We start from the raw sequence: 25,438 nt of genomic DNA, 5'->3' as shown, positions 1-25,438 counted from the left end.
GCGTGCTCACCCGCCACTTGCAAAATGGTCTTGGTTTCCGAAGCGGCGGGCGAGCTAATCGGCCCGCGATAGCCCAGTTCTCTGGCGGCCTTGATAATCGAGGCGGTAATCCCGGGCGGCGACGGGCTGGTGACGATAAAGGCGGGTTTTGCGGCAATACAGCGCGCAACAATCGGGTAGAAGTCGGTATCTTCCCAGTTGTAGTAGAGCGCTGTGGTCTGCTTGATACCGTAGTAGTCCATCAACCGTTGGTAGGAAAAATGGCAGTCGGTGCCGTCTTTATCATTCGGGCCGATAAAAGCGGCGGTTTTTAGCGCGTCTTTGCCGTATTTTTCGAGCATAAAGGGGATATAGGCGTAGCCCTGCTCGTAGTCGGACATTTCCGCGCGAAAGTGCAGCGGGTATTTGCCACCAAACAGTTCCAGATAGCCCCAGCAGCCCACCATGGAAATCGCCCCGGCCGGTTCGCTGACCTGCAATACGCCAACGGTGGAAGCCGCTCCGTTGGTAAATACGTACTGGCAGCCGTCCTGCTCAATCAGCCGCAAGGTCGCGGCGCGTGAGTCGGCGGTTTCGCCTTTGGTGTCGTAGTTAATCACTTCAATGCGGTGCGCCACGCCGCCCAGTATCAGCCCACCCGCCGCGTTGACTTCGGCTGCGCCGTCGATAAAACCTTGCGCGGTGGACTGCCCCCAATAGGCCGCAGGACCTGATAAAGGCCCCGCGCCGCCAATGCGGATGACTTTGCTGTCTTGCGCGAATAAATGCTTGGGCCAGAGCGCGGTGGCAGCGGCGAGTGTCGCGCCGCCTGCCAAGAGATTACGGCGGCTGAGATGGCCGGGATGGGTTGTATTCATGAGGGTAAACCTCCCAGTTCGGGGTTTTGTGTTGTTGTTAAAAGGCTAACGCGGGCAGTATTGAAGTACCTTTGCCTGTGCGCTATCCAAAATCGGCAAAAAACCAAACTTGCAACTCGCCCACAAGCCGCTACAATGGCGCACCTTCGTGCTTGGCGTGAAGGGCGTTATGGTGGCTTTATTTGTCCCCTCGCAAAAATCAGCCGTGAACCCGGTCAGGCCCGGAAGGGAGCAGCCGCAGCGGTGACATTTTGTGCCGAGGTCAGGCGGGTAAAGCTACCACCCTCTTATTCCAATCTCTCTGCCCGCCTATGAGCTATCAGGTTCTCGCCCGCAAATGGCGACCGCGCACTTTTCATCAGATGGCGGGGCAAGAGCACGTGCTCAAAGCGCTGATTAACGCGCTCGATAGCGGCAGATTGCATCACGCCTACCTATTTACCGGCACGCGCGGCGTGGGCAAAACCAGTATTGCGCGGATTCTCGCCAAGTGCCTTAACTGCGAGCAAGGCGTTAGCGCCCAGCCCTGTGGCGTTTGCGCCGCCTGTACGCAAATCGACCAAGGCCGCTTTGTCGACCTGATTGAGGTGGACGCGGCCAGTCGGACCAAGGTCGAAGACACCCGCGACCTGCTGGAAAACGTGCAATACGCGCCGACCCGTGCGCGTTACAAGGTCTATCTTATCGACGAAGTGCACATGCTTTCGGCGCACTCGTTTAACGCGCTGCTGAAAACCCTGGAAGAGCCCCCGCCGCACGTTAAATTTCTGCTGGCCACCACCGACCCGCAAAAACTGCCGGTCACGGTGCTCTCGCGCTGCCTGCAATTTGCGCTGAAAAACATGTCCGCCGAACGGGTCGTGCAGCATTTACAACACGTGCTGCAAGCCGAACAAGTGCCTTTTGAGGATGAAGCCCTCTGGCTTTTGGGTCGCGCCGCCGATGGCTCGATGCGTGATGCTTTAAGCCTTACCGACCAAGCTATTGCCTTTGGCGAAGGCAAACTGATGAGCGCCGATGTACGCAGCATGCTGGGCACACTCGACCACAGCCAGCTTCACGGCCTGCTGCAAGCGCTCAAGGCAGGCGATGCGCCGGGGCTGATGGCACAGGTTAATCAACTTGCGGAACTTGGGCCGGACTGGGCGGGGTTGCTCGCGGAACTGATCAACCTGCTGCACCGCATTGCCATTGCCCAAGTGGTGCCGGATGCGCTGGATAACGGCGAGGGCGACCGCGAGGCGGTGCTGCAATTGGCGCAAAGCCTGCCGCCGGAAGACGTGCAGTTCTACTACCAAATGGCCTTGATAGGACGCCGTGACCTACCGCTTGCGCCGCAGCCGCGCGGCGGTTTTGAAATGCTGCTGCTACGCATGCTGGCGTTTCGCCCGCATGATAGCGAATACGCGCCATCCGTCAGGTTAAGCGGCTCAGCCGAAGTCAAAGACCATTCCCCGTCGCCCGCCGAATCGATGACTCAAATAGTGGCCGAAGAACCGCCGCCGATTGAGCAAGACAGCGGTTTTGAGCCGTCCGTTAATAGCGGGCAAGAGAGCCTACCGCAGGCTTCGCCCCCATCAGCGGGACCAGCCGCTGAAAGCCACAGCGCAAACAGCGCGGAACTTGCCGAACGTTGGCAAGAGCTGCTGCCGCAACTGGGGCTAAGCGGCATGTGCGCCAGTATCGCCAGTCACAGCACGCTGGCCGCAGTAGACGGCGATCACTGGCTGCTGCACCTTGACCCCAGCCAGCCCCTGCTGAGCGAAACACAGCAGCAACGCCTTGGCGAGGCGCTGGAAAAATTCCACGGGCGGCCTATTCGCTTGCGTATCGAACAGCAAACGCCCAGCCAGCAAACCCCGGCGCAGCGCAGCGAGCAACAAAAACAAATCCGTTTGCAGCAAGCGGAACTTGCCATTGCTAAAGAGCCAATGGTCATGGCGATGATGGAACAATTTGCTGCCGTGATTGAACCCGGCAGCATTCAACCGATTGATTGATGAGGAAAACCTAAATGCTTTCAGGTGGAATGGCCGGGCTGATGAAGCAGGCGCAAGAAATGCAGGAAAAAATGCAGAAGATGCAAGAAGAACTGCAACAAGCCGAAGTCACCGGCCAAGCGGGTGCGGGCCTTGTTAGCGTAGTGATGAACGGTCGGCATGACGTTAAGCGGGTGAGTCTGGATGACAGCCTGCTACAAGAAGACAAAGAAATTCTCGAAGACCTCATCGCCGCCGCAGTTAACGACGCTGTTCGCAAAGTCGAGGCCAACAACCAGCAAAAAATGGCGAGCATGACCGCCGGATTGCCGCTACCGCCCGGCTTTAAATTGCCGTTTTAAGCCGTTGATTTCATGAGCTTTAGCCCGCTGATCAGGCAACTTATCGATGCTTTGCGCATTCTGCCTGGCGTTGGCCAAAAAACCGCGCAGCGCACCGCACTGCACCTGCTCGAACGCAACCGCAGCGGCGCATTAAGGCTCGCCGAAGCGCTCGAACAAGCCATGCAGGGCGTAGGTTATTGCGAACGTTGCCGCTCCTTAAGCGAGCAGCCGATTTGTAATTTATGCCTTGACCCGCGCCGCGATGACAACCTGCTCTGCGTAGTAGAAGGGCCGCTCGACGTACAGGCGGTCGAACAAAGCGGCTACCGCGGGCGCTATTTTGTGCTGCGCGGGCATCTGTCCCCGCTCGATGGATTAGGCCCGGAAAGCATCGGCATTCCCGAACTGCTGGAACGTCTTGAAAAGGGCGCATTTAGCGAACTGATACTGGCGACCAATCCCACGGTCGAAGGGGAAGCCACGGCGCATTACATTGCCCAGCTACTGATCCAAAAAGACCTGCTGATTAGCCGTATCGCCCACGGCGTGCCGCTCGGCGGCGAATTGGAACTGATTGACGGCAGCACCCTGTCGCATGCGCTGGCCGGACGCAAGCCGCTTAATCCGCTGGATTAAGCCTGCCTGCGGCGCAGCCTTCAAGCTTTGGCACGTCCAAAATACGCACCTCTTTACCCTCTGCCGATAGCCAACCGCTTTGCACAAAGCGGGTAAACACGCGCGAGACGGTTTCCACCGCAAGCCCTAAATAGTTGCCCATCTCGCGGCGCGACATGGCAAGGCGAAACTGGCTGCCCGAATAGCCGCGTGCGCGAAAACGGGTGGACAGGTTCAGTAGAAAACTGGCAATCCGCGCATCAGCGGTTTTTTTCGACAGCAGCCACATCATCTGCTGGTCGCCCTGAATTTCGCGGCTCATCACACGCAGTAACTGATGACGCAAGCTCGGCAAGGTCGCGCTTAATTCATCCAAATGCGCAAAAGGCAATTCGCATAACGAAGTGGTTTCCAGCGCCTGTGCACAAACCGGATGGCGCTCGCTGTACAGGCCGGACAATCCCAACAGTTCACTGGGCAAATAAAAGCCGGTTAATTGCTCGCTGCCGTCATCATTAATACTGAAGGTTTTAAGACTGCCCGAACGCACCGCAAACACTGAATTAAAGTGGTCGCCTTGATGAAACAGAAATTCGCCTTTTTTCAGCGGCTTGCCCCGTTTGACAATACCATCGAGCCTATCCATATCGGCAAAATCCAACGACAGCGGCAGACACAAACTGGACAAGCTGCAATCCTTGCAATTTATTTGCGGCAAGGTATTGGTCTTGATAAGAGTTGTCATCATCAGAAATCTGCGTTTACAAAGACAATAGTGAGGGTACCCCAATACATCTGCCCGCGCCATGTGCGCTTTTGTCCTTGACAAAATTGTGCATTTCATAGCGATTTATTTATAGTCGCACGAGCAATAAATTCTATTGCTTACAAAAAGGAATTTCCTGCATAAAAAGTAGTAGCAGCGTTATTTTAGTACTTGCATGTTCCCTGCTTTTAGCCGCATTACCGGCAGCAGCGCAAGTTGGAAATCAATACCGCCAGCAGAAGCTGGACAATTAACGACTCCCTCGTTAGCGCCGAACCCGGCACCAGCGTTAAAGGTAAAGTCGAGTTCTCCGACTTCTCGCCTTATTTAGCTATTGGTTGGGGGCATCAGAACAATAAATCGGGCTTTGCTTTTATTGCCGATTTGGGCATTTCTTTTGGTAAAGCCAAAACCAAGTTTGATCTCAGCGATTCGGTACATAACAAGCTGATTATCTCAATCGGTAGCGCCGCCGATGGTGAAACTGCCCGTCAGCGCAAAGAGTTGGCCGTCATTAAAATCTGGCCGCAGGCTTATATTGGGGTTTCTTATAACTGGTAAGCGGCTATTGCCCTTTTGCCTTTAGCCAAAAGGGCAAAGCATTACAGCATATCTAAAAAGCGCTTGTCTTGTTGATAATCGATTGGCAGCGGATAACCAGGAACCGTTATCCCTTGCATTGTTAATTCAACGGCCTGTTCATCAATTAAATCCTGGCCGAAGTTATAGATAATATCGAACTGTCCGCCTAGCGCTCTTTTATCATAAGCTGCGGCCTGTTCACGGGTGCCTTCAAGGCGCTTTTGCCAAGCATTGAATGCAGCGCTTCCGTGGCGTTTATGCAGCATTTTTTGGGTTATCGCAGGCGATAATACGACGCCTGTTGCATTGTTGCCGCCAAAGCCTTTGGAGTTAATAAAGCAAACATCCGCCTGGTATTCGCGGTCGTTTAATGCAATATCCAAATGGCTGCGATATAAATCATCGGCCAGTTTATCGATGGTTTTAATGCCCGGCAAAAGGCCATAAGCAAAACTGCCCAAAGCCGAAACCATTTGGTCGGCGCTGGCGGTGGCCAAGGAATGTCCTAGATAGGCTTTAACGGCAACCAAAGGCCAGCTTTCTATCGCAAAGGCCTCGGCCACCCGGTTAATTAAATGCGATTCGCTGACCCGATTGGCGGGCGTGCTTGAACCGTGCGCTTGCACAAAGCTGCGTTTTCTTATGCCTTCAAGACCCACTAATTGGCTGGCGCTTTGCACCGCTCGGGCAAGGGTTAATAGATTGCCAGGACCCGGAGCGGAAATGGATTTTTTAAAGCCATCGGCATGGATAAACACATCCGTTGCCGCGCCGTAAATCTCTGCACCTAATTCCAGGGCGAGCGCGTCATCCATCAATATCAGGTACTGGCTGGATTCACCGAGGGTAAAGCCGCAGTTCTCGCCAAACGGGCGGCTGGCGCGGCGAAAATCGACTTCTTCTGTACCTTGCACGCGGCGCAGACCTTCTTCGGTCGCAAGCGCCCCCATGGCGCTGTAGCCTTCAATACATTCCGGCGTAATCGGCGCTTCACTGTTGCCGACCAGCACCACGCGGGCGCGGCCTGTATTGATCTGTTCAATGCCTTTTTGCAGGTTGTACAAAAAGGTCGCGCAAGCACCGGTGACGCTGCCACTGGTACCGACGCTGCCTAATACATAAGCGTTGATAAAGTCCGTCGGCATGCTGTTTAGGCCCAGCGGACACTGCTTGGCGCTAACTCGCGTGCCTTTAAGGCGCGCTTGCAGCATGCCGCCAAGACCGTTTTCATCCAGTTGGCTCATGATGCTGCCGGAAAATACCGCAATTTGTTCCGGCGAGACTTTTTGCAAAACACAAGGCCAGTCGATGCCCATTGAGCGCAGCGCATCGGTCGCGCCGATGATCGCCAGTTGCAGACCGCGCGGGTGAAAGCGCGAATGATAGAGTTCGGCGGGTTCAAAGCCGCTGGGCAGTTGGCCGGCGGATTTAACCGGCAGTTCACGGAAACTGGTGGCCGAAAACTGCGCCGCTTCGCTTAAGGTCACGCGTACCTGATGCCCTTCTGCCAGCGCCTCAACCTGCCAGCCAGCGGGCAAAGGTTCGGGCAGTTGGCGGCGACGGGTAATAAAAGTAATGGGTTCGCCGCCTTCGCCTGAGAGGCTGATGGGCGTTTGCCAAGGCACCGCGTTGACATCGAAATAGCGTTTTTCAATTCTTCTGACCAAGGTATCGGCCAGAATTTGCGGCGAGTAGCGCTGCAAAGTGGCGGCAAGGTCAAGCGGCTCACCGCTGCTGGTGCAGCAATAGCGGCCATTACTGTAGCTGACCAGCTTCATCATGGTGGCAAGACCGGCCAAGGTCTCCTGGCGCTGTTCGGCGGGCAAGGATTGTAAAACCGTGCGGCGAAAGCCGTGATGGAAGGAGCTGCGACCGGCCGCGTTGTAGCCGCCGAAGCCGACAATAACCGGCAGATGGGATTTCACGAAGAACAATCTCTACAGTTTCAGGCAGTTGCCGGTTGTTGTTGAGTGATGCAGTGGATATTGCCGCCGCCCAGCAGGATTTCCCGCCCCGGCAGCATCACGACCTCACGTGCAGGGAACAGCCGCTGCAAAATCGCCTTGGCCTCGTCGTCCTTGGGGTCGTCAAAACAGGGCGCAATGATACCCCCATTGACGATAAGAAAGTTGACATAAGAGGCGGCGAGGCGAATGCCACTGTCGCGCAGTTGACTGCCTTGTGCGCGATCGACCCCGGCACATTCTTCATCCGTGGCATAAAGAGGGCCGGGGATGGGCATTTTGTGCACGGTTAGCGAGCGCCCTTTGGCATCTTGGCTATTTTCCAATACGCGAAGCGCGGCTTGGCAGCGGGTAAAGTTGGGGTCTTGTGGGTCGTCGGTAAAGGCCAGCAGGACTTCGGCGGGGCGAATGTAGCAGCAAAAATTATCGATATGGCCGTCGGTTTCATCGTTAAACAGTCCATACGGCAGCCAAATAATGGTTTCTACACCCAAATAGTCGCGCAATTTTTGCTCAATTTCAGCGCGTGATAGCTGTGGGTTGCGATTGGGGTTTAGCAGGCATTCTTCGGTGGTTATCAGCGTACCCTCGCCATCGACATGGATGGAGCCTCCCTCAAGGACAAAGTCTGGCGTGTGGTAGCGCGGGCAGCGCTCGATTTGCAAAATCTTTTGCGCGACCTGTTCATCACGCAGCCAATTAGGGTAAAGCCCACCGTTAAGGCCGCCCCAAGCGTTAAACGCCCAATCCACCCCGCGTACTTCGCCCGCTGCATTGCGGACAAAGGTAGGCCCGGTATCGCGCACCCAAGCATCGTCGCTGCTGATTTCCACCAGCCGTATCGCGGGCGAAAGACGGGCACGGGCGTTTTCATATTGCGCGGCGGATACCCCAACAGTAACCTGCTCAAAGCGGGCTATCGCCTGCGCTACAGCGGCAAACGCCGCCTGCGCCGGTTTGCCGCCCAAACGCCAGTTATCGGGACGCTCCGGCCAGAGCATCCAGGTCTGCCGGTGTGGCTGCCATTCGGCAGGCATAAAAAAGCCATCGGCTTTTGGAGTACGGACGAGGGCGCTCATGGCAGTACCTGTAATTTGAGCCGTTTTATTGGGCTGTGCCTTTGACAAAACGCGACCATATTTCATCTCTTAGCGCTTCTTTCTCTGCGCTTAGCGTACTAAGCACATAAAGGCGCCGAAGATCCGCGCTATCCGGGTTAAACATGGGGTTTTCAGCAAGGTCAGCCGGGAGGAACTGGGCCGCCTCGGTATTGAAGTTGCCGTAAAAAAGCCCCTCGGTCAGCCTGGCGGCGATTTCAGGTCGCATCAAATAATTGATCAATTCGTGGGCAAGCTCTGGGTTGACGGAGTTGGCCGGGATAACCAAGCTGTCGAGAAACATCGCCGAGCCTTCTTTGGGGATAAAAAAATCTACCGGCTGCCCGGCTTCGCGCGCACGCAGCGCATCGCCCATCCGCGAGACGGCGACACAGAGCTTGCCTTCGGCAAGGTCACGGATATAGCGCTCGCCATCGGCATAGCGCAGATGGGGGCGCAACGTGTCCAAAACCGGCACGGCTGCTTGCCGAATGCGCCGTATTGAGCTTCTGTCCAAAGACAATCCCTTGTAATTGAGCAAGATGCTCAGCATCTCATTAGGTGCATCCAGTGTCGTCATACCGCAGCCGGCAAGACGGCGGCTGATGGCTGGGTCAAACAGGATGTCCCAGCTTTGCGGAACGCGCGAGCCCAAAGCAGCTTCAACCTTTGGCCGATTGACTGCAAGGCCGATGGTTCCCCACAAATAGGGCGCGGCATACTGGCGTTGTGGGTCAAAAGCATTGAAGTGAACCATCAGTCTACCGCCGGAGTAGGCAAGATTGGGCAGTTTGCTTTTATCCAGTGGTTGCACTAACCCCTCATCAATCAATGTAGGCAATACAAAGTGCGAAGGCACCAGTAGATCAAGCGCTTCCCCACCACGAACCACATTGAGCATCTCTGCCATGCTGGTATAAATGGGGGTTTGAACTTTGATGCCGGTTTCTTTGGTGAAGTCGGCTAAAACTTCCGGCACCATATAATCGTTCCAATTGTAAAAGCGCAGGGTTTTATCTTGCGCCTGAACCTGCATGCAACAGAGAAAAATAAAAACCGTTGTAATCAGGTACTGCATCATTAAGCTCCTGCTGGTAAGTGTGCAGAAAACAGGTAAAACACGCCACCTTGCGTATTTAATCCATATTTAGAGACGATATAGAACGAACCCGTGATTTTCGGCGAGATATGCCATTACCGCAAGACGTGTAAGGCTTTGCAGAATGCTAATGGCTCTGCCAATCACAACAACAACCGAGCGCGAGATTATGGCGGGCTTACGCGGCGGCCTTCGAGCAATGCTTGCAAAATCGGTTTAGCAAAGCTGAACGCCGCCTGCGCCGGTTTGCCGCCCAAACGCCCGTTATCGGGACGCTCGGGTCAGAGCATCCAGGTCTGCCGGTGCGACTGCCATCCGGCAGGCATAAAAAAGCCATCGGCTTTGGGGGGGGGTACTGCTGGGGCTGATCATAAAAATACCTGCGGGTTACTTGCCTTCAACAAAGCGCGTCCAAATATGGTCACGTGCGGCTTCTTGTGTTTCGCTTAACGGCTCAAGAGTATGCAAGCGGAGCATTGTCGCCGTGTCGGGGTAAATTGAGTGGTTATTAACCAAGGCTGGGCCAAGAAACTTGGCCGCTTCCAGGTTGTAATTGGCAAAAAACAACCCCTCGGTCAAACGGGCGGCAATTTCTGGGCGCATCAGGTAATTGATGAACCGGTAGGCGAGTTCCGGGTTCGGCGCATTGGCTGGAATCACCAAGGTATCCAGGAACATCACCGAACCTTCGCGCGGAATAAAAAACTCAACCGGCTGACCCGCCTCACGTGCCTGTAAAGCCTCGCCTACCCAAGCAATGGCAAGGCACAGCTTGCCTTGGGAAAGGTCAACTAAATAACGCTCGTCATCTACATAGCGCAAGTTAGGGCGCAGTGCATCCAATATCGCCCCCATCTGTTCGATGCGCCGCGGAGAACTGCGTTTCATGTCGAGACCTTTGTAGTTCAGCAAAATGGTTAAGGTTTCGTTGGCGGCATCCAGCGCACTGACCCCGCAACCGGTAAAACGACTGACGAGTTTAGGATTAAAGAATAAATCCCAACTTTCCGGCAGCGGCCCGCCAAAGGCGGCTTCAGCTTGCGGTTTATTGATGGCAATGCCGACCGTTCCCCATAAATAGGGGGCAGCGTAAAGATTTTGCGGGTCAAACGGGGCGAGTTTTACCATCAGCTGCTGATCGGTATAAGCCCAGTTGGGCAGCTTGGTTCTATCCAGCGGCTGCAAATAACCTTCGTCAATCAAAGGAGGCAATCCAAAGTGGGACGGCACCAGCACATCAAAGGCTTCACCGCTGCGCACTACTTTCATCATTTCTTCCATGCCGACATAAATCGGTGTTTCTACTTTGATGCCGGTTTCTTTGGTGAAGTCGGCTAAAACTTCCGGCACCATGTAATCGTTCCAATTGTAAAAGCGCAGGGTTTTATCTTGCGCCTGAGCCTGCATGCAGCAGAGAAAAATAAAAACTGCTGTAATCACGTATCGCATCATTAAGCTCCTGCTAGTCAATGTGCAGAAAAACTAAGGAAAGCACGCCACCTTGCGTATTTAACCCATTTTAGAGGCAACATAGAACGAAGCCTCGATTTTCGGCGAGATGTGCCATTACCGCAAGACCTGTAAGGCTAATGGGTCTGCCAATCACAAAAGCAACCGACTGCAAGATTATGGCGGGCTTCTACGCGGCGGCCTTCGAGCAATGCCTGCAAAATCGGTTCAACAAAGCTGTTTGCCGAGTTGCAAACCGCGCCTTGGCTGTACGGGCCAAAATAAGCCAATTGGCCACTGTTATCCCAAATAGCAAGCGCCGGGCTGGCTGGAATGGCCTCACTGCCGGGCAGCGTATCCAGGGGCTTTAAGGCCGCAAGCGGCGCGGGTAACTGGCCTTGGCTGGCGGTTTTTTGCAGGACATAAAAATCCACCCCAAGCGGGGAAAAATGCTCCATCAGTTCCGCCAGATGCTGCTGATTAAGCGCATTGCACGGGCAGGTCGGGTGCCAAAAATGCACCAAGCGGATGCGGCCTTTTCCGGCGAGTGCGGGCGGCAGTTGCAAGGTTTCTCCGGAAAAAATCTGCGTTTGTGCGGCAAACGGGCGCAGCCATCGCCCTTCAAACCAGCGTAGGGTCAGCCAGATTCCCGCAGGCACCAAGGCGAGCAGCAGGCCAAGCAGCAGTGTTTTACGACGAAGGATGGGCATGGCAGTACATGACTAAAACGTTATAGCTTGCCACGGTACGGCTTTCGGTTGAATATCGGCGACTTTCTGTCACAGGTTTGCAAACAATGCGCAAAAACATGCAGGACGTTAGCTTTGAGCGACGGGCGCAATTAAATAGCGGTGCACCGTCTAGCCATTTGATGGAAACACTTTGCGTGGATTTTGCCGAGCTGATGCGCGTTGCCGTGCCACAAGTGGACGCGGCAACGCTTTTAGCCATGCAGGGCGCACAAAGCGAAGGTATTGTCCGCCGTATGCAGCGGGCGGGCGAATTGCTTGCGGTGAAATTGGGCGATGATGGTTTTGCTCAGTTGGCTCAGCATTCATCGGATACGGTGCGTGGCTGGGCTTGTTACCTGTTAGCCAGATTGCCCCATCTTGACTTGGCACAGCGCCTTGAGCGGATCAAACCGCTCGCCGATGACCCACACTACGCGCCGCGAGAATGGGCATGGCTCGCGCTTAGGCCGCAGATGGCGGCGGAACTTGAGCATTCGATTGAGCAGCTTAAACCTTGGACGTTAGCGCCACCTGAAAACCTACGCCGCTTTGCCAGCGAAAGCCTGCGCCCGCGCGGGGTTTGGTGCGCTCATATCAAGGCATTGAAGGACTATCCCGAATTAGCTTTGCCGCTACTCGAACCCCTACAGGCAGACCCTTCCCGCTATGTGCAGGATTCAGTCGCCAACTGGCTTAACGATGCCAGCAAAAGCCAGCCGGATTGGGTGCGCGGCGTTTGCGCGCGCTGGCAGCAATCAAGCAATCCGGCCACTTGGCGCATTTGCCAACGCGCGTTAAGAAGTTTGGCGTAACTCTTTATTGATCCTTTATTTACTCTTAACCCACAGGAAGCTGTTAATGAAAAAGCTCTTACTCGCCGCTGGTTTTAGCCTCGCCGCCGCCACGGCGCAGGCGGCAGAACTGCTCAATGTCTCTTACGACGTGATGCGCGATTTTTACCGCGCCTACAATCCGGCCTTCCAAAAGCACTGGCAAGCACAGGGCAATCCGCGTTTAAGCATTCGCATGTCGCACGGCGGCTCCAGCAAGCAGGCGCGTTCGGTGATTGACGGCCTGCCCGCCGATATGATCAGCATGAATATGGCGACCGATATTGATGCGCTGGTGGAAAACGGCCAGTTGCTCCCCGCTGATTGGGCGAGCCGTCTGCCGAATAACAGTGCGCCCTTTAGTTCGGCGACGGTGTTTATCGTGCGCAAGGGCAATCCAAAAAATCTCAAAGATTGGCCGGACTTACTCAGCGAAGGCGTGCAGGTGGTCATCCCCAATCCGAAAACCTCCGGCAATGGCCGTTATACCTATCTGTCCGCTTGGGGCTATGTGCTAAAAAACGGCGGCAGTGAAAGCGAGGCCGAGGATTTTGTCGGCAAACTGTTCCGCCAAGTGCCGGTTTTGGACAGCGGAGGACGCGCCGCGACTTCAACCTTTGTGCAAAACCAAATTGGCGATGTGCTGATTACTTTTGAGAATGAGGCAGAAATGATCGCCCGCGAGTTTGGCCGTGGTGAGTTTGAGCTGGTCTATCCCAGCGTCTGCGCCGAAGCCGAACCACCGGTTGCGGTGGTCGATAAGGTGGTCGATAAAAAAGGCACGCGGCGCGAAGCCGAAGCCTATTTGCAATGGCTATGGTCAGAGCAAGCGCAGCGAATGGCGGCTGAGCACTATCTGCGCCCACGCAACGAGACGATTTTGGCGGAATTTGCCGACCGCTTTCCGTCCGTCGAGTTTCTGCCCGTAGTAGAAACCTTTGGCGCTTGGGCGGATATTCAAGCCAAACACTTTAAAGACGGCGGATTATTTGACCGGATTTACGGCGGACAATAATAGGGTCTGTTCCCGCTTCAAACGTGGCCGCGACGGAGGCAGATTTTTCGCGCGGCAAGGCGCGAGAAGCGAAATTTGCTCATGCAAATGAGCGACGAGTAACACAGCAGCGCGAAAAATCTGCCCCGTCCCTTCGGGCTGCGCTCAAAATTTCGCCATACGGCGTTGCAGCCTTTGCCAAGGTTGTACACATTGGCTGCAGGCTGCGCCTAGTCTGGCGAAATTTTGCGCAGCAGCGCGGCTCGCGTTTGAAGCGGGAGCAGACCCTACAGAAACCCTCTCCCGCCTGCGGGAGAGGGCAAGCCTTTAAGCGGCAGCGACGACCACGCGCACGCTGGCTTCAACTTCCGTGTGCAAATGCAGCATCACATCAAACTCGCCCAATTGGCGAATATTGCCGTTCGGCAGGCGAACTTCGCTTTTCGCAACCGGAACGCCCGATTCGGTTAAGGCATTGGCAATATCGTGCGTGCCGACCGAACCAAACAGCTTGCCTTCGTCACCGGCGCTGGCGCTAATGCGCACTTCCAGTTCAGCCAGTTGCGCGGCGCGGGCTTCAGCGGCGATTTTTTTATCGCGCGAGGCTTTTTCCAGTTCGGCGCGACGCGCTTCAAAGGTGGCGATATTGGCCGCCGTAGCCGCCGTAGCCTTGCCTTGCGGCAGCAGATAATTGCGCGCATAGCCGCTGCGCACACTGACTTTATCGCCCAAGCTGCCAAGCCCGGTGATTTTATCCAGCAAAATAACTTCCATTGGGTATTACCTCTTAATTCTCTTTAAATGTCAGGATTGCTTGCCGAGTGCCCTTTGCGCGTTTTCAGACCGCGAAAATCAAACAGGCTGTCGGCCAGCGCCAGCACCACCAAAAGCGGATAAGCAAGCTGCATAAACAGCAGCAAACTTAAATAAAGTCCCACCAAGCCAAACTTTCCGCCCGCCTTGCCCGCCAGCTTGCCATGCACCAGAGCGAGCCCTGCAAACAGCAAAGGCAGACTGCAAAGCGGCACCAGTACGGCTCCTGTCGCCGATAACGCGGGCATTAGCAGCAGCAGCGCGAACAGAGAAAAAGCAACGCTCTTCGGCAGACGCAGTGCGTGAAACTCGCGGGCAAAGCCACCGGGATTGAACAGCAGCGCCTGCCAATAACGCGCCAGCATCAAGCCAATCAAGCTGGCAATCTGCAGCAGCGTGGCCAGTACGCCGAGCAAAAGTTGCGGCATTAACTCGCTCAAACGCAACTGCTCGGCCTCGCTCATCTGCTGATACAAAGTGCCCAAAGCTTGCGGCAAAAACGGCTGCAACTGCGCATTCTGCGCGGCCAAGGGTTCGCTGAAAGCGAGCTTTAAGCACAGTGCAGAGGCAGCGCCGGTCAGCAGACTGCAGAGCAGTACCCATACCCAGCTTGAGTAACGACGCAGCACTTGTGCTAAGGCGAAACTGCCCAGCAGTATCAGCGCCATGCGCGGCTCGTCCGCTACCTGCCACCAAGCAAGGGTAGGCAACAGCGCCAGCAGCAAAGCAGGGCCGCTGGCGGCCAAACCACGGCGCAGCAGCAACAAACTGCCGCCCGCGGCCGCCAGCCAAACTAGCAACGGTATGGCAGAAGCCGCGGCGAGCAGCAGGCCGCAAGAGACCTGCCCGCGCAAGATAAAGTGCAGCAGGGCGCGCATGGGTGCGGGGGTTCAAGGTGCTTTGTGGTTTAGCGGTCGTGACTGTCGCTGTAGGGCAGCAGCGCCAAAAAGCGTGCGCGTTTTACCGCGGTCGCGAGCTGGCGCTGGTAGCGCGCCTTGGTTCCGGTAATACGGCTGGGAATGATTTTGCCGGTTTCCGTGATATACGCCTTGAGCGTGTTCAGGTCTTTGTAGTCAATCTCTTTTACGCCTTCGGCGCTAAAGCGGCAGAACTTGCGGCGACGGAAAAAACGTGCCATGGAGTAACTCCTTCAATTAGTAGCGATTAGCCTTCGGCTTTGGACTCTTCGACGTCGTCAGTATCCGCTTCGTCATCATCGTCTTCAGCGCCTTCTTGCTGCGCAGGCTCTTCTTCCGTGCGTTCACGACGCTCACGACGCTCACCGCGGTTTTCTTCAGCTTTAAGCATTTCCGATTGTTCGGTGATGGCTTCGTCACGGCGGATGATCAGATTACGGATAACCGCATCGTTATAGCGGAAGGTTTCTTCCAGCTCGGCCAGTGCTTTTTCCGAACATTCAATGTTCATCAGCACGTAATGGGCTTTGTGGACGTTATCGATACTGTAGGCCAGTTGTCGGCGCCCCCAGTCTTCAAGACGGTGGACTTTACCGCCGTCTTCTTCAATCAGCTTGCTGTAGCGCTCAACCATCGCGCCAACCTGCTCGCTTTGGTCAGGATGAACCAAAAAAACTACTTCGTAATGACGCATAAATGCTCCTTACGGGTGAAGCCTGCCGCACTGCGCGGTCAGACAAGGAGGGTGAAGGTGAAAATGCCAAGCATTTTCGCGCTTTGCACAAGGCAAAACGCCCGCCAAGATGGCAGGGGGCAGCATTTTAGGCAAGAAGGTAGACACACGCAAGGTAAACTGGCGCTTTTGCTTGGGTGGCTCGCATGCCTGAATTGCCTGAAGTCGAAACCACTCGCCGTGGTATTGAGCCCTATCTGCTCGGCCAACGCGTCATCCGCGTGTTGCTGCGTGAACGAAGATTGCGTTGGCCGGTGCCAGAGGATTTGGACGTGCGTTTATCCGGTCAGTGCATCCAAGCGGTCAAGCGCCGCGCCAAATATCTACTGATTGAGGCCGAAGTGGGCACATTGATTTGTCATTTGGGCATGTCCGGCAGCCTGTTTTTGCTGCCAAGCGGCTCGCCCGCCGCCAAGCATGCGCATGTGGATATTGAGCTGTCATCCGGACAATCGCTGCGTTATACCGACCCCAGACGCTTCGGCGCTTTATTGTGGACGCTTGACCCGGCGCAGCATCCGCTGCTTTTAAAGCTCGGGCCCGAACCGCTTTCCGATGAATTTACCGGCGAGCATCTGTATCGCCTGTCGCGCACGCGGCAAACCGCCATCAAGCCCTTTATCATGGATAACTTGGTGGTCGTCGGCGTCGGCAATATCTACGCCAGTGAAGCGCTGTTCGCCGCCAAAATCGACCCCAGACGCGCGGCGGGCTCGATTTCCCGCGCCCGCTTACTGCGACTTGCCGAAGTGATCAAACAGATATTGCAACAAGCGATTGCCTGTGGCGGCAGCAGCCTGCGTGATTTTGTCGGCGCGGACGGCAAACCGGGGTATTTTCAACAGGAACTGTTTGTCTACGGGCGTGGCGGGCTGCCCTGCAAAGTCTGCGGCAGCTTGCTGCGCGAAACGCGCCTGGCTCAGCGCAGCAGCGTTTGGTGCGCATATTGTCAGCGTTAAGCTCATTGCAGCTTGACCTGCTTGCTGCCATCATCGAAAAAAGGCCAGCAGTGAAAAGGAGCCGCCGTACCGTGAATGATGCCAAAGACAGCAACTACCGCCGCAACCGCTTTACCGAATGGCTGGGGCGCAGCACCTTAAAGCTGCTGGGCTGGCAGGTTAGCGGCGAGCTGCCCGCACTGGATAAATTCGTTCTCATCGGTGCACACCACACCTCCAACTGGGATTTTGTTGTGCTGCTGGCGGTGAAGTTCAAACTCGCCCTAAATGCCCGCTGGTTCGGCAAACATACGCTGTTTCGCTTTCCGTTCGGCGGCCTGCTGCGGCGTTTGGGCGGCGTACCCATTCAAAGACACTTAAAGCAAGGTATGGTCGAACAAGCCGTTACCGAGTTCAAAACCCGCCAGCAATTTGCCCTTGCCATCACCCCGGAAGGCACTCGCAAAAAAGTCGAGCGCTGGAAGATGGGTTTTTATCACATCGCCAAAGGCGCTGGCGTACCGGTAATATTGGTCGCGCTGGATTACCCTGGTCGCCGCGTTATCTTGGGACCTGCTTTTTATCCCAGTGACAATGAGGCCATTGACATGCAAAAAATACTGGCGTTTTATCGCAACTTCATACCGAAAAAGCCCGAGTATGCCTTGACCTGTGAATAAAGCCAGTCAAACTGCTGTTGTTTATTTCGTGTTATCTGCTGTATCGCACTTCATCATCTAACTAAAGGACTGACCTCATGAAAACATTTCGCACCGCCGCCGTTATCGCTACTTTTTCCGCCTGCCTGCTGACCGCGCCGGTACAGGCAGCCAATAACGGCGACGAACTTTATCAAGTGGAAGCGCCCTCCGCTTTTTCCATGATCGCCGACTTGGTGATTGCCAGACCCATATTGATTATCGGTACGGTAGCGGGCGCCGGGCTTTTTGTAGTGACACTACCCTTTACCGCACCGGTTGGCGCAGCCAAGCACAGCGCCAAATCCTTTGTGGTCGAACCCGCCCGCGCCGCTTTTGTGCGCTGCCTGGGCTGCACTGAAACCGGCCGTTACCAGGACGACAATCAGTAAACGCAAAGCTAATTCCTGCGCTTGCTTTTGATGTCTACCAAGCGGTTGCCTTCAAAGCGCAGGAAATACAGCATGCCGCCGCGCAGCAAGTAAGACCATTCTTCCACCGCGACCTCTTCTTGGCGAAAACCGTAAAAACTGCCCACCCGCACCGTGCGGTAGCCGATGACATCGCGGCTGCGCGCCTCTCCGCACTTATCCTGCACTTCAGCCATACGCTCGCCCAAGCTCACCACGGCACTGCCACAACGCAGCGTGGAAGCCGCCTCAGCCACCCCCGCCCATAGCAGCCATAACCCCATCAATAAACGCAGTAAAAAAGCCACAATAGCCTCCTTAGCAGACAGAGGATTGCCCGAAGGATACGCCAACCGCTTAAGCTATGCCCTGTTAAAACCTTTGGCTGTGTTGCAAATCCTTGCAGCCGTATTGTTCGAGAGCCTTATGCACATTCATATATTGGGTATTTGTGGCACTTTTATGGGGTCTTTGGCGCTGCTCGCCAAGGCTTTCGGCCTTAGGGTCAGTGGCTGTGATGCCAATGTTTACCCGCCGATGAGCACGCAATTGCAGCAAGCCGGTATTGATTTGATAGAGGGCTATGACCCGTCGCAGCTTTCGCCCACACCGGATGTGGTGGTGATTGGCAATGCGCTGTCACGCGGCAATCCGCTGGTCGAAGCGGTGCTCAACCAAAATCTGCCCTATACCAGCGGCCCTGCCTTTCTGGCGCAGCATTTGCTGCCCGCGCGCTGGGTGCTGGCGGTTGCCGGAACGCACGGCAAAACCACCACCAGCAGCATGCTCGCTTGGCTGTTGCAAGCGGCTGGTCTTAAGCCTGGCTTTTTGATTGGCGGCGTGCCGCAGAACTTTGGCTGTTCGGCGCAGCTTGGCAAGTCTCCATTTTTTGTATTGGAAGCCGACGAATACGACAGCGCTTTTTTCGACAAACGCTCCAAATTCATCCACTACCGCCCGCGCACAGCGATTTTAGGCAATCTGGAATTTGATCATGCCGATATTTTCCCTGACCTTGCCGCCATCGAGCAGCAATTTCACCATTTGGTGCGCACCATCGCGGGCAATGGGCGGATTATTTATCCCAAAACCGATGCGGCGTTGACCCGCGTGCTGGAAAAAGGCTGCTGGAGCGAGACGGATACCACCTGCGAAGGCGGGCGCTGGCAGGCTAGGCTACGCAAAGACGACGGCTCCTGCTTTGAGGTCTGGCTAGATGGCAAGCCACAAGGCACGCTCGAATGGACTTGTAGCGGGCAGCACAATGTCGCCAACGCCTTGGCTGCGCTGGCCGCTGCCGAGCATGTTGGCGTGAGCCCGGCGCAAGGTATTGCGGCGCTAGGTGAATTTGTCGGCGTAAAACGGCGTATGGAAAAAATCGCCGAACTGCGTGGCATCAGCCTGTACGATGACTTCGCCCACCATCCCAGCGCCATTGCCAGCACTTTGGACGGCCTGCGCAAACGCATTGGCAAGGTGCCGTTGATCGCCATTATCGAGCCGCGTTCCAACTCAATGAAACTCGGCGCTCATCAGGCCGGATTGCCGCAATCGGTGAGTCAGGCTGACCAGGTGATTTGGTACGCACCGGGGCATTTGGGCTGGGATATTTCCAGCGTTGCCGCCGCCTGTAGCGTACCCTGCACGGTAGCGCGCTGCACACAAGCGGTTATCGATCAGGTGATCAGGCACGCCAAAGCGGGCAGTCATGTGGTCATTATGAGCAACGGCAGTGCCGATGGCCTGCACGGCAAGCTCGCCAAGGCACTGGAGGAATTGGAGGATTTGCCATGAAGCGCATTACCTTGGCGATAACCGGCGCATCCGGCACGCAGTACGCACTGCGCCTGCTCGATTGCCTGATACAAGAACAGCGCGAGGTGCATTTTTTAATTTCCAAAGCCGCACAACTGGTGCTGGCGACCGAAACCGACTTGGCTCTGCCGGGTAAGCCGCAAGCCATGCAGACGTTTTTAACCGAATACACCGGCGCACAGCCCGGGCAAATTCGCGTATTTGGCAAGGAAGACTGGCTCGCGCCGCCCGCCTCAGGCTCAAGCACGCCCGCGGCAATGGTGGTCGTGCCCTGTTCGACCGGCACACTGTCTGCCATTGCTTGCGGCGCTTGCAACAATCTGATTGAACGCGCCGCCGATGTTGCGCTTAAAGAGCGCCGCCCGCTGATTTTGGTGCCGCGCGAAGCGCCCTATTCAAGCATCCATCTGGAAAACATGTTGCGGCTTTCCAATCTGGGCGCGATTATCCTGCCTGCCTCGCCGGGCTTTTATCACCAACCAAAAACTATCGACGACCTGATTGACTTTATCGTCGCCCGTATTCTTAACCTGCTCAACATCCCGCAAGACATACTGCCCTGCTGGGGCGAGTATCACCAAACGGGCGATGAGGATTAGCAGACCCTAGCCCAACGCCTTGGGCGAGATAATCACGCCATTGTTGTCGGCATAGAGAAAGTGACCGGGGTGGAAGGTTAAACCGGCGAAAGTCAGCGCTAGATTGACATCGCCCAAGCCGCGCTTTTCGGTTTTTTTCGGATGGGCGGCGAGCGCCTGAATACCTAAGTCAGTTTCAGCGAGCCTATCGACATCGCGCACGCAACCGTAAATCAACACCCCTTCCCAGCCGTTTTGAGCCGCCTGTGCGGCGACTTGGTCGCCGAGCAAGGCGCAGCGCAGCGAGCCGCCACCGTCAACGACCAGCACCTTGCCTTGTCCCGGCAGGGCGAGTTGCTCCTTGACTTTGGAGTTGTCCTCAAAGCATTTGACGGTCTGTATCTGCCCGCCAAAGGCATCACGCCCGCCAAAGTTTGCAAACAAGGGTTCAGCGACCTGGGTTAAATCGGGGAAAGCATCACACAGATCCGGCGTAACAATGGACATGCTGGCGAGCTTCTAAAAGGATGCGGGGGATTTGGTGGAGCTAAGCGGGGTCGAACCGCTGACCTCTTGCATGCCATGCAAGCGCTCTACCAACTGAGCTATAGCCCCATCTGAAGGGACGCGCATCTTAGGCGGGAGGAAAATGACTGTCAACTGTTTCCCTTAAATTTTTGTGTGCGATTGCCCGCTCCCGCAAGCGGGCGAGCCTAGGGTCTGTTCCCGTTTCAAACGCGAGCCGCGCTGCTGCGCAAAATTTCGCCAGACTAGGCGCAGCATGCAGCCAATGTGTACAACCTTGGCAAATGCTGCAACGCCGTATGGCGAAATTTTGGGCGCAGCCCGAAGGGACGGGGCAGATTTTGCGCGCCGCTGTGTTGCTCGTCGTTCATTTGCATCAGCAAATTTCTCTCCTCGCGCCTTGCTGCGCGCAAAATCTGCCTCCGTCGCGGCCACGTTTGAAGCGGGAACAGACCCTAAGGTTTAGCGCGGTTCAGTTGCAATACCCACTGCACCGGGCCTGAGGCGGCGTAGATCAGGGCAATCAGCAGCAGTACGCGCGGCGGGTCACTGAATATCAGGGCAAATACCAGTACGACGACCAAGATGGCGACAAAGGGTACGCGGCCTTTGAGGTCGAAGGCTTTAAAGCTGTGGTATTTGATATTGCTGATCATCAGCGCACCGGCGAGGGCGACCAATAGCGCGACTAATAACGAGAGCTTGGAGCCTTTTATGCCAAAGTCGTGGAATGCCCAAACTAACCCTGCAATCAATCCGGCGGCGGCCGGGCTGGCAAGGCCGATAAACCATTTTTTATCCACTTTGCCGATTTGCGTATTAAAGCGTGCGAGCCGCAGCGCAGCACCAGCGGTGTAGATAAAGGCGACGGCGAGGCCGACGCTGCCTAAATCCGACAGTGCCCAAGTGTAGGCGAGTAGCGCAGGCGCAAGGCCAAAGGCGACCATGTCGGAAAGTGAGTCGTATTCCGCGCCAAAGGCGCTTTGTGCGTTAATCATGCGCGCGATGCGTCCGTCCAGTCCGTCCATCACCATTGCCACAAAGAGCGCGGCGGCGGCAAAGGAAAACTGCCCGTTCATGGCGGCGATAATCGAATAAAAACCGGCAAACAGGTTGGCGGTGGTAAACAGGTTCGGCAGCAGATAAATGCCGCGCCGATGCACCTTGCGCCCTTCGGCATCCTGCACTTCTTCGACGTGCTCATCAATGGGCAACAGGCTGGAAGCGGCGTCTTTGGATTCTTCGGCGGGTTCGGGCTGTTCGTTCATAAAAGAACTCTTAAGTGGATGAAGCCAAGGTCTACCCTATCCCCCCAGCCCCTCTCTTACAAGTGGGAGAGGGGAGTAGACCGGGCCTGCTTAGTTTTTGCTTTTATCCACCAGTTTGTTAGCTGCAATCCAAGGCATCATGGCGCGAAGGCGTTCGCCGATTTGTTCAATCGGGTGCTCAGCGGTCAAGCGGCGGCGGGCGGTCATGGTGGGATAGCCCAAGGCACCTTCAGCAATAAATTGCTTGGCGTATTCACCGTTTTGGATGCGTTTTAGCGCTTTGCGCATGGCTTTGCGTGACTGCTCGTTAATAATCTCGCCGCCGGTGAAATACTCGCCAAACTCGGCATTGTTGGAGATGGAGTAGTTCATGTTGGCAATGCCGCCTTCGTACATCAAATCGACTATTAATTTGAGTTCGTGCAAGCATTCAAAATAGGCCATTTCCGGCGCGTAACCGGCTTCGACCAAGGTTTCAAAACCGGCTTTGACGAGTTCCACACAGCCGCCGCAGAGCACTGTTTGTTCGCCGAACAGGTCGGTTTCGGTTTCGTCTTTAAAGGTGGTTTCGATAATGCCGGTACGTCCGCCGCCAATGCCGCAGGCGTAGGACAGCGCGAGGTTTTTTGCGTTGCCGGAAGCGTCTTGGTAGACGGCGATCAAGTCAGGAATGCCGCCACCTTTGGCAAATTCGCTGCGCACCGTGTGACCGGGGGCTTTCGGCGCAATCATGATGACGTCAAGGTCGGCACGCGGCACGATTTGGTTGTAGTGGATGGCAAAGCCGTGGGCAAAGGCGAGCGCCGCGCCTTGTTTAAGATTAGGTTCCAATTCTTCGCGGTAGAGCTGGCCCTGGAATTCGTCCGGGGTTAAGACCATCACCAGATCCGCCTGCGCGACGGCGTCTTTGACTTCGGCCACATTCAGGCCATGTGCCTTGGCTTTGGCGACCGAAGTCGAGCCGGCACGCAGTCCCACCGTGACATTGACGCCGGAATCTTTGAGGTTGCAGGCGTGTGCGTGTCCCTGCGAGCCGTAGCCGATGATGGCAACGTTTTTGCCTTGTACCAGTGACAGGTCGCAGTCTTTGTCGTAAAACACTTTCATGGGAGTTCCTCGGGTTGAAATTTCAAAGGCTTAGAGTTTTATCGCCACGGGCGATACCAGTAACGCCGCTGCGCACCGTTTCTACAATGGCGGCGGTGCCGATGGCTTGCAGGAAGCTGTCGAGCTTCTCGCTGGTGCCAGATAGCTGAATGGTGTAAGTGCTGCCGGTCACATCGACGATTTGTCCACGGAAAATATCTGTGGTGCGCTTGACCTCCGCTCGCTGCGCGCCGCTCGCCTTGACCTTGACCAGCAGCAGTTCACGCTCGATATGGGCGTTTTCCGACAAGTTGATCAGCTTAACCACGTCAATCAGTTTGTTTAGATTTTTGGTGATTTGCTCAATCATCTGGTCGTGACCGATGGTGGTCAGCGTTAGCCGCGACAAGGTCGGGTCTTCGGTCGGCGCAACGGTCAGGCTTTCGATGTTGTAGTTGCGCTGCGAGAACAGGCCGACCACGCGCGACAGTGCGCCGGGTTCGTTTTCCAGCAAAAGGGAAATAATGTGCCTCATCAGGTACGCTCCGTCTTGCTCAGCCACATATCACGCATGGCGCCGCCGCGAATTTGCATCGGGTAGACGTGCTCGCTGGTATCCACCTGAATATCCAGAAAAACCAAGCGGTCTTTATGGCTGAAGGCTTCTTCCATTTTCGGCTTTAAATCCGAAAGCTTATCCACACGAATGCCGATATGCCCATAGGCTTCGGCGAGCCTTCGAAAGTCCGGCAAAGATTCCATGTACGAATGCGAATAGCGGCTGTTGTACTGCATATCCTGCCATTGGCGCACCATGCCAAGCGCACCGTTATTGAGGTTGATGATTTTCACCGCGAGGTCATATTGCAGACAGGTGGACAGCTCTTGAATGTTCATCTGAATGCTGCCCTCGCCGGTCACGCAGGCGACGGTTTCTTCAGGGAAGTTGAGCTTGACGCCCATCGCCGCCGGAAAGCCAAAGCCCATAGTGCCAAGGCCGCCGGAGTTAATCCAGCGCCCGGCTTTGGGAAAGCGGTAATGCTGCGCGGCAAACATCTGGTGCTGGCCGACATCTGAGCTAATCCATGCCTCGCCCGCTGTCACTTCCCACAGCGTTTTAATCACTTGTTGCGGTTTGATAATCGAGCCGTCACCCGCCTCGAACGGGAACAACTCTTGTGCGCCGCGCCATTCGTCAATCTGCTGCCACCAAGCGGCCATGCTGCTTTCATCCAGCCGCTGATTGATCTCCGTCAATTGGCTCAGCATCTCGACCAGCACCGGTTTGGCAGGACCCACGATGGGAATATCGGCCTTGATGGTTTTGGAGATGGAAGCCGGGTCTACATCGATATGGATAATTTTCGCGCCCGGGCAGAACTTATCCGCGCCGTTAATCACACGGTCGTCAAAGCGTGCGCCAATCGCCAAAATCACATCCGCATGGTGCATGGCAAGGTTCGCGACATAACTGCCGTGCATGCCGAGCATGCCCAAAAACTGACTGTCTGTGCCCGGAAAGCCGCCCAGCCCCATCAGCGTATTGGTCACCGGCAAATTAAGCTGCTTGGCGAGCGCGGTTAATGGCTCAGAGGCATGGCCGGTAATAATGCCGCCGCCGGAATATAAAATGGGTCGCCGCGCCGACAGCAGTAAATCCAGCGCCTTGCGGATTTGCCCGGAATGCCCACGCACAGCAGGGCTGTACGAGCGTAATTTGACCTTCTGCGGGTAGTGGTACTGGTACTTTTGTGTGGGGTCGCCCATGTCTTTGGGTATATCAATTACCACAGGCCCGGGTCTGCCGGATTCGGCAATATAAAACGCCTTTTTAACAATCTCCGGAATTTGCGCCGCATGCTGGACGATAAAGCTGTGCTTCACTATGGGTCTTGAGATACCGACCATGTCGGTTTCCTGAAACGCATCACTGCCGACCAAGTCACTTTGTACCTGGCCGGAAATCACCACCATCGGGATGGAATCCATATAGGCCGTGGCAATGCCGGTAATCGCATTGGTCGCGCCAGGACCTGAAGTGACCATCACCACCCCGGCCTTACCGGTCGCGCGCGCGTAGCCGTCAGCCATGTGGGTGGCGGCCTGTTCGTGGCGCACCAGAATATGGGTGACATCATTTTGCCGAAACAGCGCGTCATAGACGTGCAGCAACGCACCGCCCGGATAACCGTATACGTACTTAACGCCCTCATCGTGCAAGGCACGGATGAGCATTTCGGCGCCAGATAAAAGCTCCACCTGTGTTACCTCTGCTTGCTAAACATAAAAAGACAGACGAGCCGCAAAACCTTGCAAGCTGTCGTTAGCGGGAAGAATCCTTAACGTTTGG

The 25,438-nt window shown here is 55.6% G+C and carries 28 protein-coding genes, 1 tRNA gene and 1 other RNA gene; 12 read left to right on the top strand and 18 right to left on the bottom strand.

Going from position 1 to position 25,438, the window contains the following annotated elements; genetic code table 11:
- Positions 1 to 857 (bottom strand): ABC transporter substrate-binding protein (locus AXE65_RS01090; protein ID WP_068386789.1); only part of this gene is annotated, 857 nt, incomplete at its 3' end.
- A 179-nt stretch (positions 858 to 1,036) separates the two neighbouring features.
- Here AXE65_RS01090 and ffs point away from each other — a divergent pair.
- From ffs to recR, 4 genes are all read left to right on the top strand, one after another.
- An RNA gene (gene ffs / locus AXE65_RS01085) (signal recognition particle sRNA small type) lies at positions 1,037 to 1,133 on the top strand.
- A gap of 35 nt (positions 1,134 to 1,168) precedes the next feature.
- A complete protein-coding gene (gene dnaX, locus AXE65_RS01080) occupies positions 1,169 to 2,857 on the top strand; it encodes a DNA polymerase III subunit gamma/tau (RefSeq protein ID WP_068386787.1) in 1,689 nt (562 codons plus the stop codon).
- Positions 2,858 to 2,871: 14 nt separating this feature from the next.
- Positions 2,872 to 3,198, top strand: coding sequence for a YbaB/EbfC family nucleoid-associated protein (locus AXE65_RS01075; RefSeq protein ID WP_068386784.1), 327 nt, complete (start codon positions 2,872 to 2,874; stop codon positions 3,196 to 3,198).
- Between the two features lie 12 nt (positions 3,199 to 3,210).
- Positions 3,211 to 3,816, top strand: a complete 606-nt coding sequence (gene recR, locus AXE65_RS01070; protein WP_068386781.1) for a recombination mediator RecR — start codon at positions 3,211 to 3,213, stop codon at positions 3,814 to 3,816.
- Here the strand turns inward: recR and fnr are convergent.
- Positions 3,800 to 4,540, bottom strand: a complete 741-nt coding sequence (fnr, locus tag AXE65_RS01065; RefSeq protein WP_068386813.1) for a fumarate/nitrate reduction transcriptional regulator Fnr — start codon at positions 4,538 to 4,540, stop codon at positions 3,800 to 3,802. The two genes, recR and fnr, sit on opposite strands and share 17 nt — an antisense overlap.
- 237 nt (positions 4,541 to 4,777) lie before the next feature.
- Here fnr and AXE65_RS01060 point away from each other — a divergent pair, with 237 nt between their 5' ends.
- A complete protein-coding gene (locus tag AXE65_RS01060; RefSeq protein WP_068386778.1) occupies positions 4,778 to 5,122 on the top strand; it encodes a hypothetical protein in 345 nt (114 codons plus the stop codon).
- Positions 5,123 to 5,163: 41 nt separating this feature from the next.
- On the opposite strand, the gene AXE65_RS01055 is transcribed toward AXE65_RS01060, so the two are convergent.
- From AXE65_RS01055 to AXE65_RS01035, 5 genes are all read right to left on the bottom strand, one after another.
- A complete protein-coding gene (locus tag AXE65_RS01055; protein ID WP_068386775.1) occupies positions 5,164 to 7,068 on the bottom strand; it encodes a beta-ketoacyl synthase in 1,905 nt (634 codons plus the stop codon).
- 20 nt (positions 7,069 to 7,088) lie between these two features.
- Positions 7,089 to 8,186 carry an agmatine deiminase gene (gene aguA / locus AXE65_RS01050; protein WP_068386772.1) on the bottom strand — a complete coding sequence of 366 codons (1,098 nt, stop codon included), beginning with the start codon at positions 8,184 to 8,186 and terminating at the stop codon, positions 7,089 to 7,091.
- Positions 8,187 to 8,211: 25 nt separating this feature from the next.
- The gene (locus AXE65_RS01045; RefSeq protein WP_068386769.1) at positions 8,212 to 9,282 is read right to left on the bottom strand and encodes an extracellular solute-binding protein; all 1,071 of its coding nucleotides are present in this window, start codon (positions 9,280 to 9,282) and stop codon (positions 8,212 to 8,214) included.
- Positions 9,283 to 9,690: 408 nt separating this feature from the next.
- A complete protein-coding gene (locus AXE65_RS01040; protein WP_068386766.1) occupies positions 9,691 to 10,752 on the bottom strand; it encodes an extracellular solute-binding protein in 1,062 nt (353 codons plus the stop codon).
- A 137-nt stretch (positions 10,753 to 10,889) separates the two neighbouring features.
- Complete coding sequence (locus tag AXE65_RS01035; protein WP_068386763.1) at positions 10,890 to 11,462, bottom strand: DUF6436 domain-containing protein; 573 nt, start codon at positions 11,460 to 11,462, stop codon at positions 10,890 to 10,892.
- 98 nt (positions 11,463 to 11,560) lie between these two features.
- Between AXE65_RS01035 and AXE65_RS01030 the strand changes: the two genes are divergently transcribed.
- Positions 11,561 to 12,295, top strand: coding sequence for a hypothetical protein (locus AXE65_RS01030; RefSeq protein ID WP_204376490.1), 735 nt, complete (start codon positions 11,561 to 11,563; stop codon positions 12,293 to 12,295).
- 46 nt (positions 12,296 to 12,341) lie between these two features.
- Entirely contained in the window at positions 12,342 to 13,328 is a 987-nt protein-coding gene (locus AXE65_RS01025; protein ID WP_068386757.1) for a sulfate ABC transporter substrate-binding protein, read from the top strand.
- A gap of 306 nt (positions 13,329 to 13,634) precedes the next feature.
- On the opposite strand, the gene rplI is transcribed toward AXE65_RS01025, so the two are convergent.
- The 4 genes from rplI to rpsF are packed head-to-tail and all read right to left on the bottom strand — an operon-like array spanning position 13,635 to position 15,731.
- Positions 13,635 to 14,081, bottom strand: a complete 447-nt coding sequence (rplI, locus tag AXE65_RS01020; RefSeq protein WP_068386754.1) for a 50S ribosomal protein L9 — start codon at positions 14,079 to 14,081, stop codon at positions 13,635 to 13,637.
- 23 nt (positions 14,082 to 14,104) lie between these two features.
- Positions 14,105 to 14,998 carry a hypothetical protein gene (locus tag AXE65_RS01015; RefSeq protein ID WP_068386752.1) on the bottom strand — a complete coding sequence of 298 codons (894 nt, stop codon included), beginning with the start codon at positions 14,996 to 14,998 and terminating at the stop codon, positions 14,105 to 14,107.
- Positions 14,999 to 15,027: 29 nt separating this feature from the next.
- Entirely contained in the window at positions 15,028 to 15,258 is a 231-nt protein-coding gene (rpsR, locus tag AXE65_RS01010) for a 30S ribosomal protein S18 (protein WP_068386749.1), read from the bottom strand.
- Positions 15,259 to 15,284: 26 nt separating this feature from the next.
- A complete protein-coding gene (gene rpsF / locus AXE65_RS01005; protein ID WP_068386747.1) occupies positions 15,285 to 15,731 on the bottom strand; it encodes a 30S ribosomal protein S6 in 447 nt (148 codons plus the stop codon).
- Positions 15,732 to 15,916: 185 nt separating this feature from the next.
- Between rpsF and mutM the strand changes: the two genes are divergently transcribed.
- From mutM to AXE65_RS00990, 3 genes are all read left to right on the top strand, one after another.
- Positions 15,917 to 16,729, top strand: coding sequence for a bifunctional DNA-formamidopyrimidine glycosylase/DNA-(apurinic or apyrimidinic site) lyase (mutM, locus tag AXE65_RS01000; protein ID WP_068386744.1), 813 nt, complete (start codon positions 15,917 to 15,919; stop codon positions 16,727 to 16,729).
- A 71-nt stretch (positions 16,730 to 16,800) separates the two neighbouring features.
- Positions 16,801 to 17,388, top strand: coding sequence for a lysophospholipid acyltransferase family protein (locus tag AXE65_RS00995; protein WP_068386809.1), 588 nt, complete (start codon positions 16,801 to 16,803; stop codon positions 17,386 to 17,388).
- 77 nt (positions 17,389 to 17,465) lie between these two features.
- Positions 17,466 to 17,798: a multidrug transporter gene (locus AXE65_RS00990; protein WP_068386740.1), complete on the top strand. Its 333-nt coding sequence runs from the start codon at positions 17,466 to 17,468 to the stop codon at positions 17,796 to 17,798.
- Between the two features lie 8 nt (positions 17,799 to 17,806).
- Here the strand turns inward: AXE65_RS00990 and AXE65_RS00985 are convergent, their stop codons facing one another.
- The gene (locus tag AXE65_RS00985) at positions 17,807 to 18,100 is read right to left on the bottom strand and encodes a DUF2845 domain-containing protein (RefSeq protein WP_068386806.1); all 294 of its coding nucleotides are present in this window, start codon (positions 18,098 to 18,100) and stop codon (positions 17,807 to 17,809) included.
- A 142-nt stretch (positions 18,101 to 18,242) separates the two neighbouring features.
- Here AXE65_RS00985 and mpl point away from each other — a divergent pair, with 142 nt between their 5' ends.
- Together mpl and ubiX are read left to right on the top strand one after the other, a co-directional pair.
- Positions 18,243 to 19,610, top strand: coding sequence for a UDP-N-acetylmuramate:L-alanyl-gamma-D-glutamyl-meso-diaminopimelate ligase (gene mpl / locus AXE65_RS00980; RefSeq protein ID WP_068386803.1), 1,368 nt, complete (start codon positions 18,243 to 18,245; stop codon positions 19,608 to 19,610).
- Positions 19,607 to 20,230: a flavin prenyltransferase UbiX gene (gene ubiX, locus AXE65_RS00975; protein ID WP_068386737.1), complete on the top strand. Its 624-nt coding sequence runs from the start codon at positions 19,607 to 19,609 to the stop codon at positions 20,228 to 20,230. The genes mpl and ubiX overlap by 4 nt, the downstream gene beginning before the upstream one ends.
- A gap of 6 nt (positions 20,231 to 20,236) precedes the next feature.
- On the opposite strand, the gene rraA is transcribed toward ubiX, so the two are convergent.
- The 6 genes from rraA to AXE65_RS00945 all read right to left on the bottom strand — a co-directional run bounded on the left by rraA (position 20,237) and on the right by AXE65_RS00945 (position 25,347).
- Positions 20,237 to 20,716 (bottom strand): ribonuclease E activity regulator RraA, encoded by a 480-nt coding sequence (rraA, locus tag AXE65_RS00970; protein ID WP_068386734.1) that lies wholly within the window; start codon positions 20,714 to 20,716, stop codon positions 20,237 to 20,239.
- 32 nt (positions 20,717 to 20,748) lie between these two features.
- Positions 20,749 to 20,824 (bottom strand) — tRNA-Ala (locus AXE65_RS00965).
- A 365-nt stretch (positions 20,825 to 21,189) separates the two neighbouring features.
- Positions 21,190 to 22,002 carry a CDP-diacylglycerol--serine O-phosphatidyltransferase gene (gene pssA / locus AXE65_RS00960; RefSeq protein ID WP_068386731.1) on the bottom strand — a complete coding sequence of 271 codons (813 nt, stop codon included), beginning with the start codon at positions 22,000 to 22,002 and terminating at the stop codon, positions 21,190 to 21,192.
- Between the two features lie 90 nt (positions 22,003 to 22,092).
- Complete coding sequence (ilvC, locus tag AXE65_RS00955) at positions 22,093 to 23,109, bottom strand: ketol-acid reductoisomerase (protein ID WP_068386729.1); 1,017 nt, start codon at positions 23,107 to 23,109, stop codon at positions 22,093 to 22,095.
- Between the two features lie 22 nt (positions 23,110 to 23,131).
- On the bottom strand, positions 23,132 to 23,623 hold the full coding sequence (gene ilvN / locus AXE65_RS00950) for an acetolactate synthase small subunit (RefSeq protein WP_068386727.1): 492 nt from the start codon (positions 23,621 to 23,623) through the stop codon (positions 23,132 to 23,134).
- Positions 23,623 to 25,347, bottom strand: coding sequence for an acetolactate synthase 3 large subunit (locus AXE65_RS00945; RefSeq protein WP_068386724.1), 1,725 nt, complete (start codon positions 25,345 to 25,347; stop codon positions 23,623 to 23,625). The genes ilvN and AXE65_RS00945 overlap by 1 nt, the downstream gene beginning before the upstream one ends.
- Positions 25,348 to 25,438 lie beyond the last annotated feature (91 nt).

This window comes from Ventosimonas gracilis, from assembly GCF_001580025.1.
Taxonomy (GTDB): Bacteria; Pseudomonadota; Gammaproteobacteria; order Pseudomonadales; family Pseudomonadaceae; genus Ventosimonas; species Ventosimonas gracilis.
This window is presented reverse-complemented; position numbering and strand designations above follow the sequence as displayed.

Bases quoted from the DNA above. Each gene is read 5' to 3' on its own strand.
- dnaX (WP_068386787.1), top strand. From the start codon at position 1,169: ATGAGCTATCAGGTTCTCGCCCGCAAATGGCGACCGCGCACTTTTCAT.
- AXE65_RS01075 (WP_068386784.1), top strand. From the start codon at position 2,872: ATGCTTTCAGGTGGAATGGCCGGGCTGATGAAGCAGGCGCAAGAAATG.
- recR (WP_068386781.1), top strand. From the start codon at position 3,211: ATGAGCTTTAGCCCGCTGATCAGGCAACTTATCGATGCTTTGCGCATT.
- fnr (WP_068386813.1), bottom strand. From the start codon at position 4,540: ATGACAACTCTTATCAAGACCAATACCTTGCCGCAAATAAATTGCAAG.
- aguA (WP_068386772.1), bottom strand. From the start codon at position 8,186: ATGAGCGCCCTCGTCCGTACTCCAAAAGCCGATGGCTTTTTTATGCCT.
- AXE65_RS01045 (WP_068386769.1), bottom strand. From the start codon at position 9,282: ATGCAGTACCTGATTACAACGGTTTTTATTTTTCTCTGTTGCATGCAG.
- AXE65_RS01040 (WP_068386766.1), bottom strand. From the start codon at position 10,752: ATGCGATACGTGATTACAGCAGTTTTTATTTTTCTCTGCTGCATGCAG.
- AXE65_RS01035 (WP_068386763.1), bottom strand. From the start codon at position 11,462: ATGCCCATCCTTCGTCGTAAAACACTGCTGCTTGGCCTGCTGCTCGCC.
- AXE65_RS01030 (WP_204376490.1), top strand. From the start codon at position 11,561: ATGCAGGACGTTAGCTTTGAGCGACGGGCGCAATTAAATAGCGGTGCA.
- AXE65_RS01025 (WP_068386757.1), top strand. From the start codon at position 12,342: ATGAAAAAGCTCTTACTCGCCGCTGGTTTTAGCCTCGCCGCCGCCACG.
- rplI (WP_068386754.1), bottom strand. From the start codon at position 14,081: ATGGAAGTTATTTTGCTGGATAAAATCACCGGGCTTGGCAGCTTGGGC.
- AXE65_RS01015 (WP_068386752.1), bottom strand. From the start codon at position 14,998: ATGCGCGCCCTGCTGCACTTTATCTTGCGCGGGCAGGTCTCTTGCGGC.
- rpsR (WP_068386749.1), bottom strand. From the start codon at position 15,258: ATGGCACGTTTTTTCCGTCGCCGCAAGTTCTGCCGCTTTAGCGCCGAA.
- rpsF (WP_068386747.1), bottom strand. From the start codon at position 15,731: ATGCGTCATTACGAAGTAGTTTTTTTGGTTCATCCTGACCAAAGCGAG.
- mutM (WP_068386744.1), top strand. From the start codon at position 15,917: ATGCCTGAATTGCCTGAAGTCGAAACCACTCGCCGTGGTATTGAGCCC.
- AXE65_RS00990 (WP_068386740.1), top strand. From the start codon at position 17,466: ATGAAAACATTTCGCACCGCCGCCGTTATCGCTACTTTTTCCGCCTGC.
- AXE65_RS00985 (WP_068386806.1), bottom strand. From the start codon at position 18,100: ATGGGGTTATGGCTGCTATGGGCGGGGGTGGCTGAGGCGGCTTCCACG.
- mpl (WP_068386803.1), top strand. From the start codon at position 18,243: ATGCACATTCATATATTGGGTATTTGTGGCACTTTTATGGGGTCTTTG.
- ubiX (WP_068386737.1), top strand. From the start codon at position 19,607: ATGAAGCGCATTACCTTGGCGATAACCGGCGCATCCGGCACGCAGTAC.
- rraA (WP_068386734.1), bottom strand. From the start codon at position 20,716: ATGTCCATTGTTACGCCGGATCTGTGTGATGCTTTCCCCGATTTAACC.
- pssA (WP_068386731.1), bottom strand. From the start codon at position 22,002: ATGAACGAACAGCCCGAACCCGCCGAAGAATCCAAAGACGCCGCTTCC.
- ilvC (WP_068386729.1), bottom strand. From the start codon at position 23,109: ATGAAAGTGTTTTACGACAAAGACTGCGACCTGTCACTGGTACAAGGC.
- ilvN (WP_068386727.1), bottom strand. From the start codon at position 23,623: ATGAGGCACATTATTTCCCTTTTGCTGGAAAACGAACCCGGCGCACTG.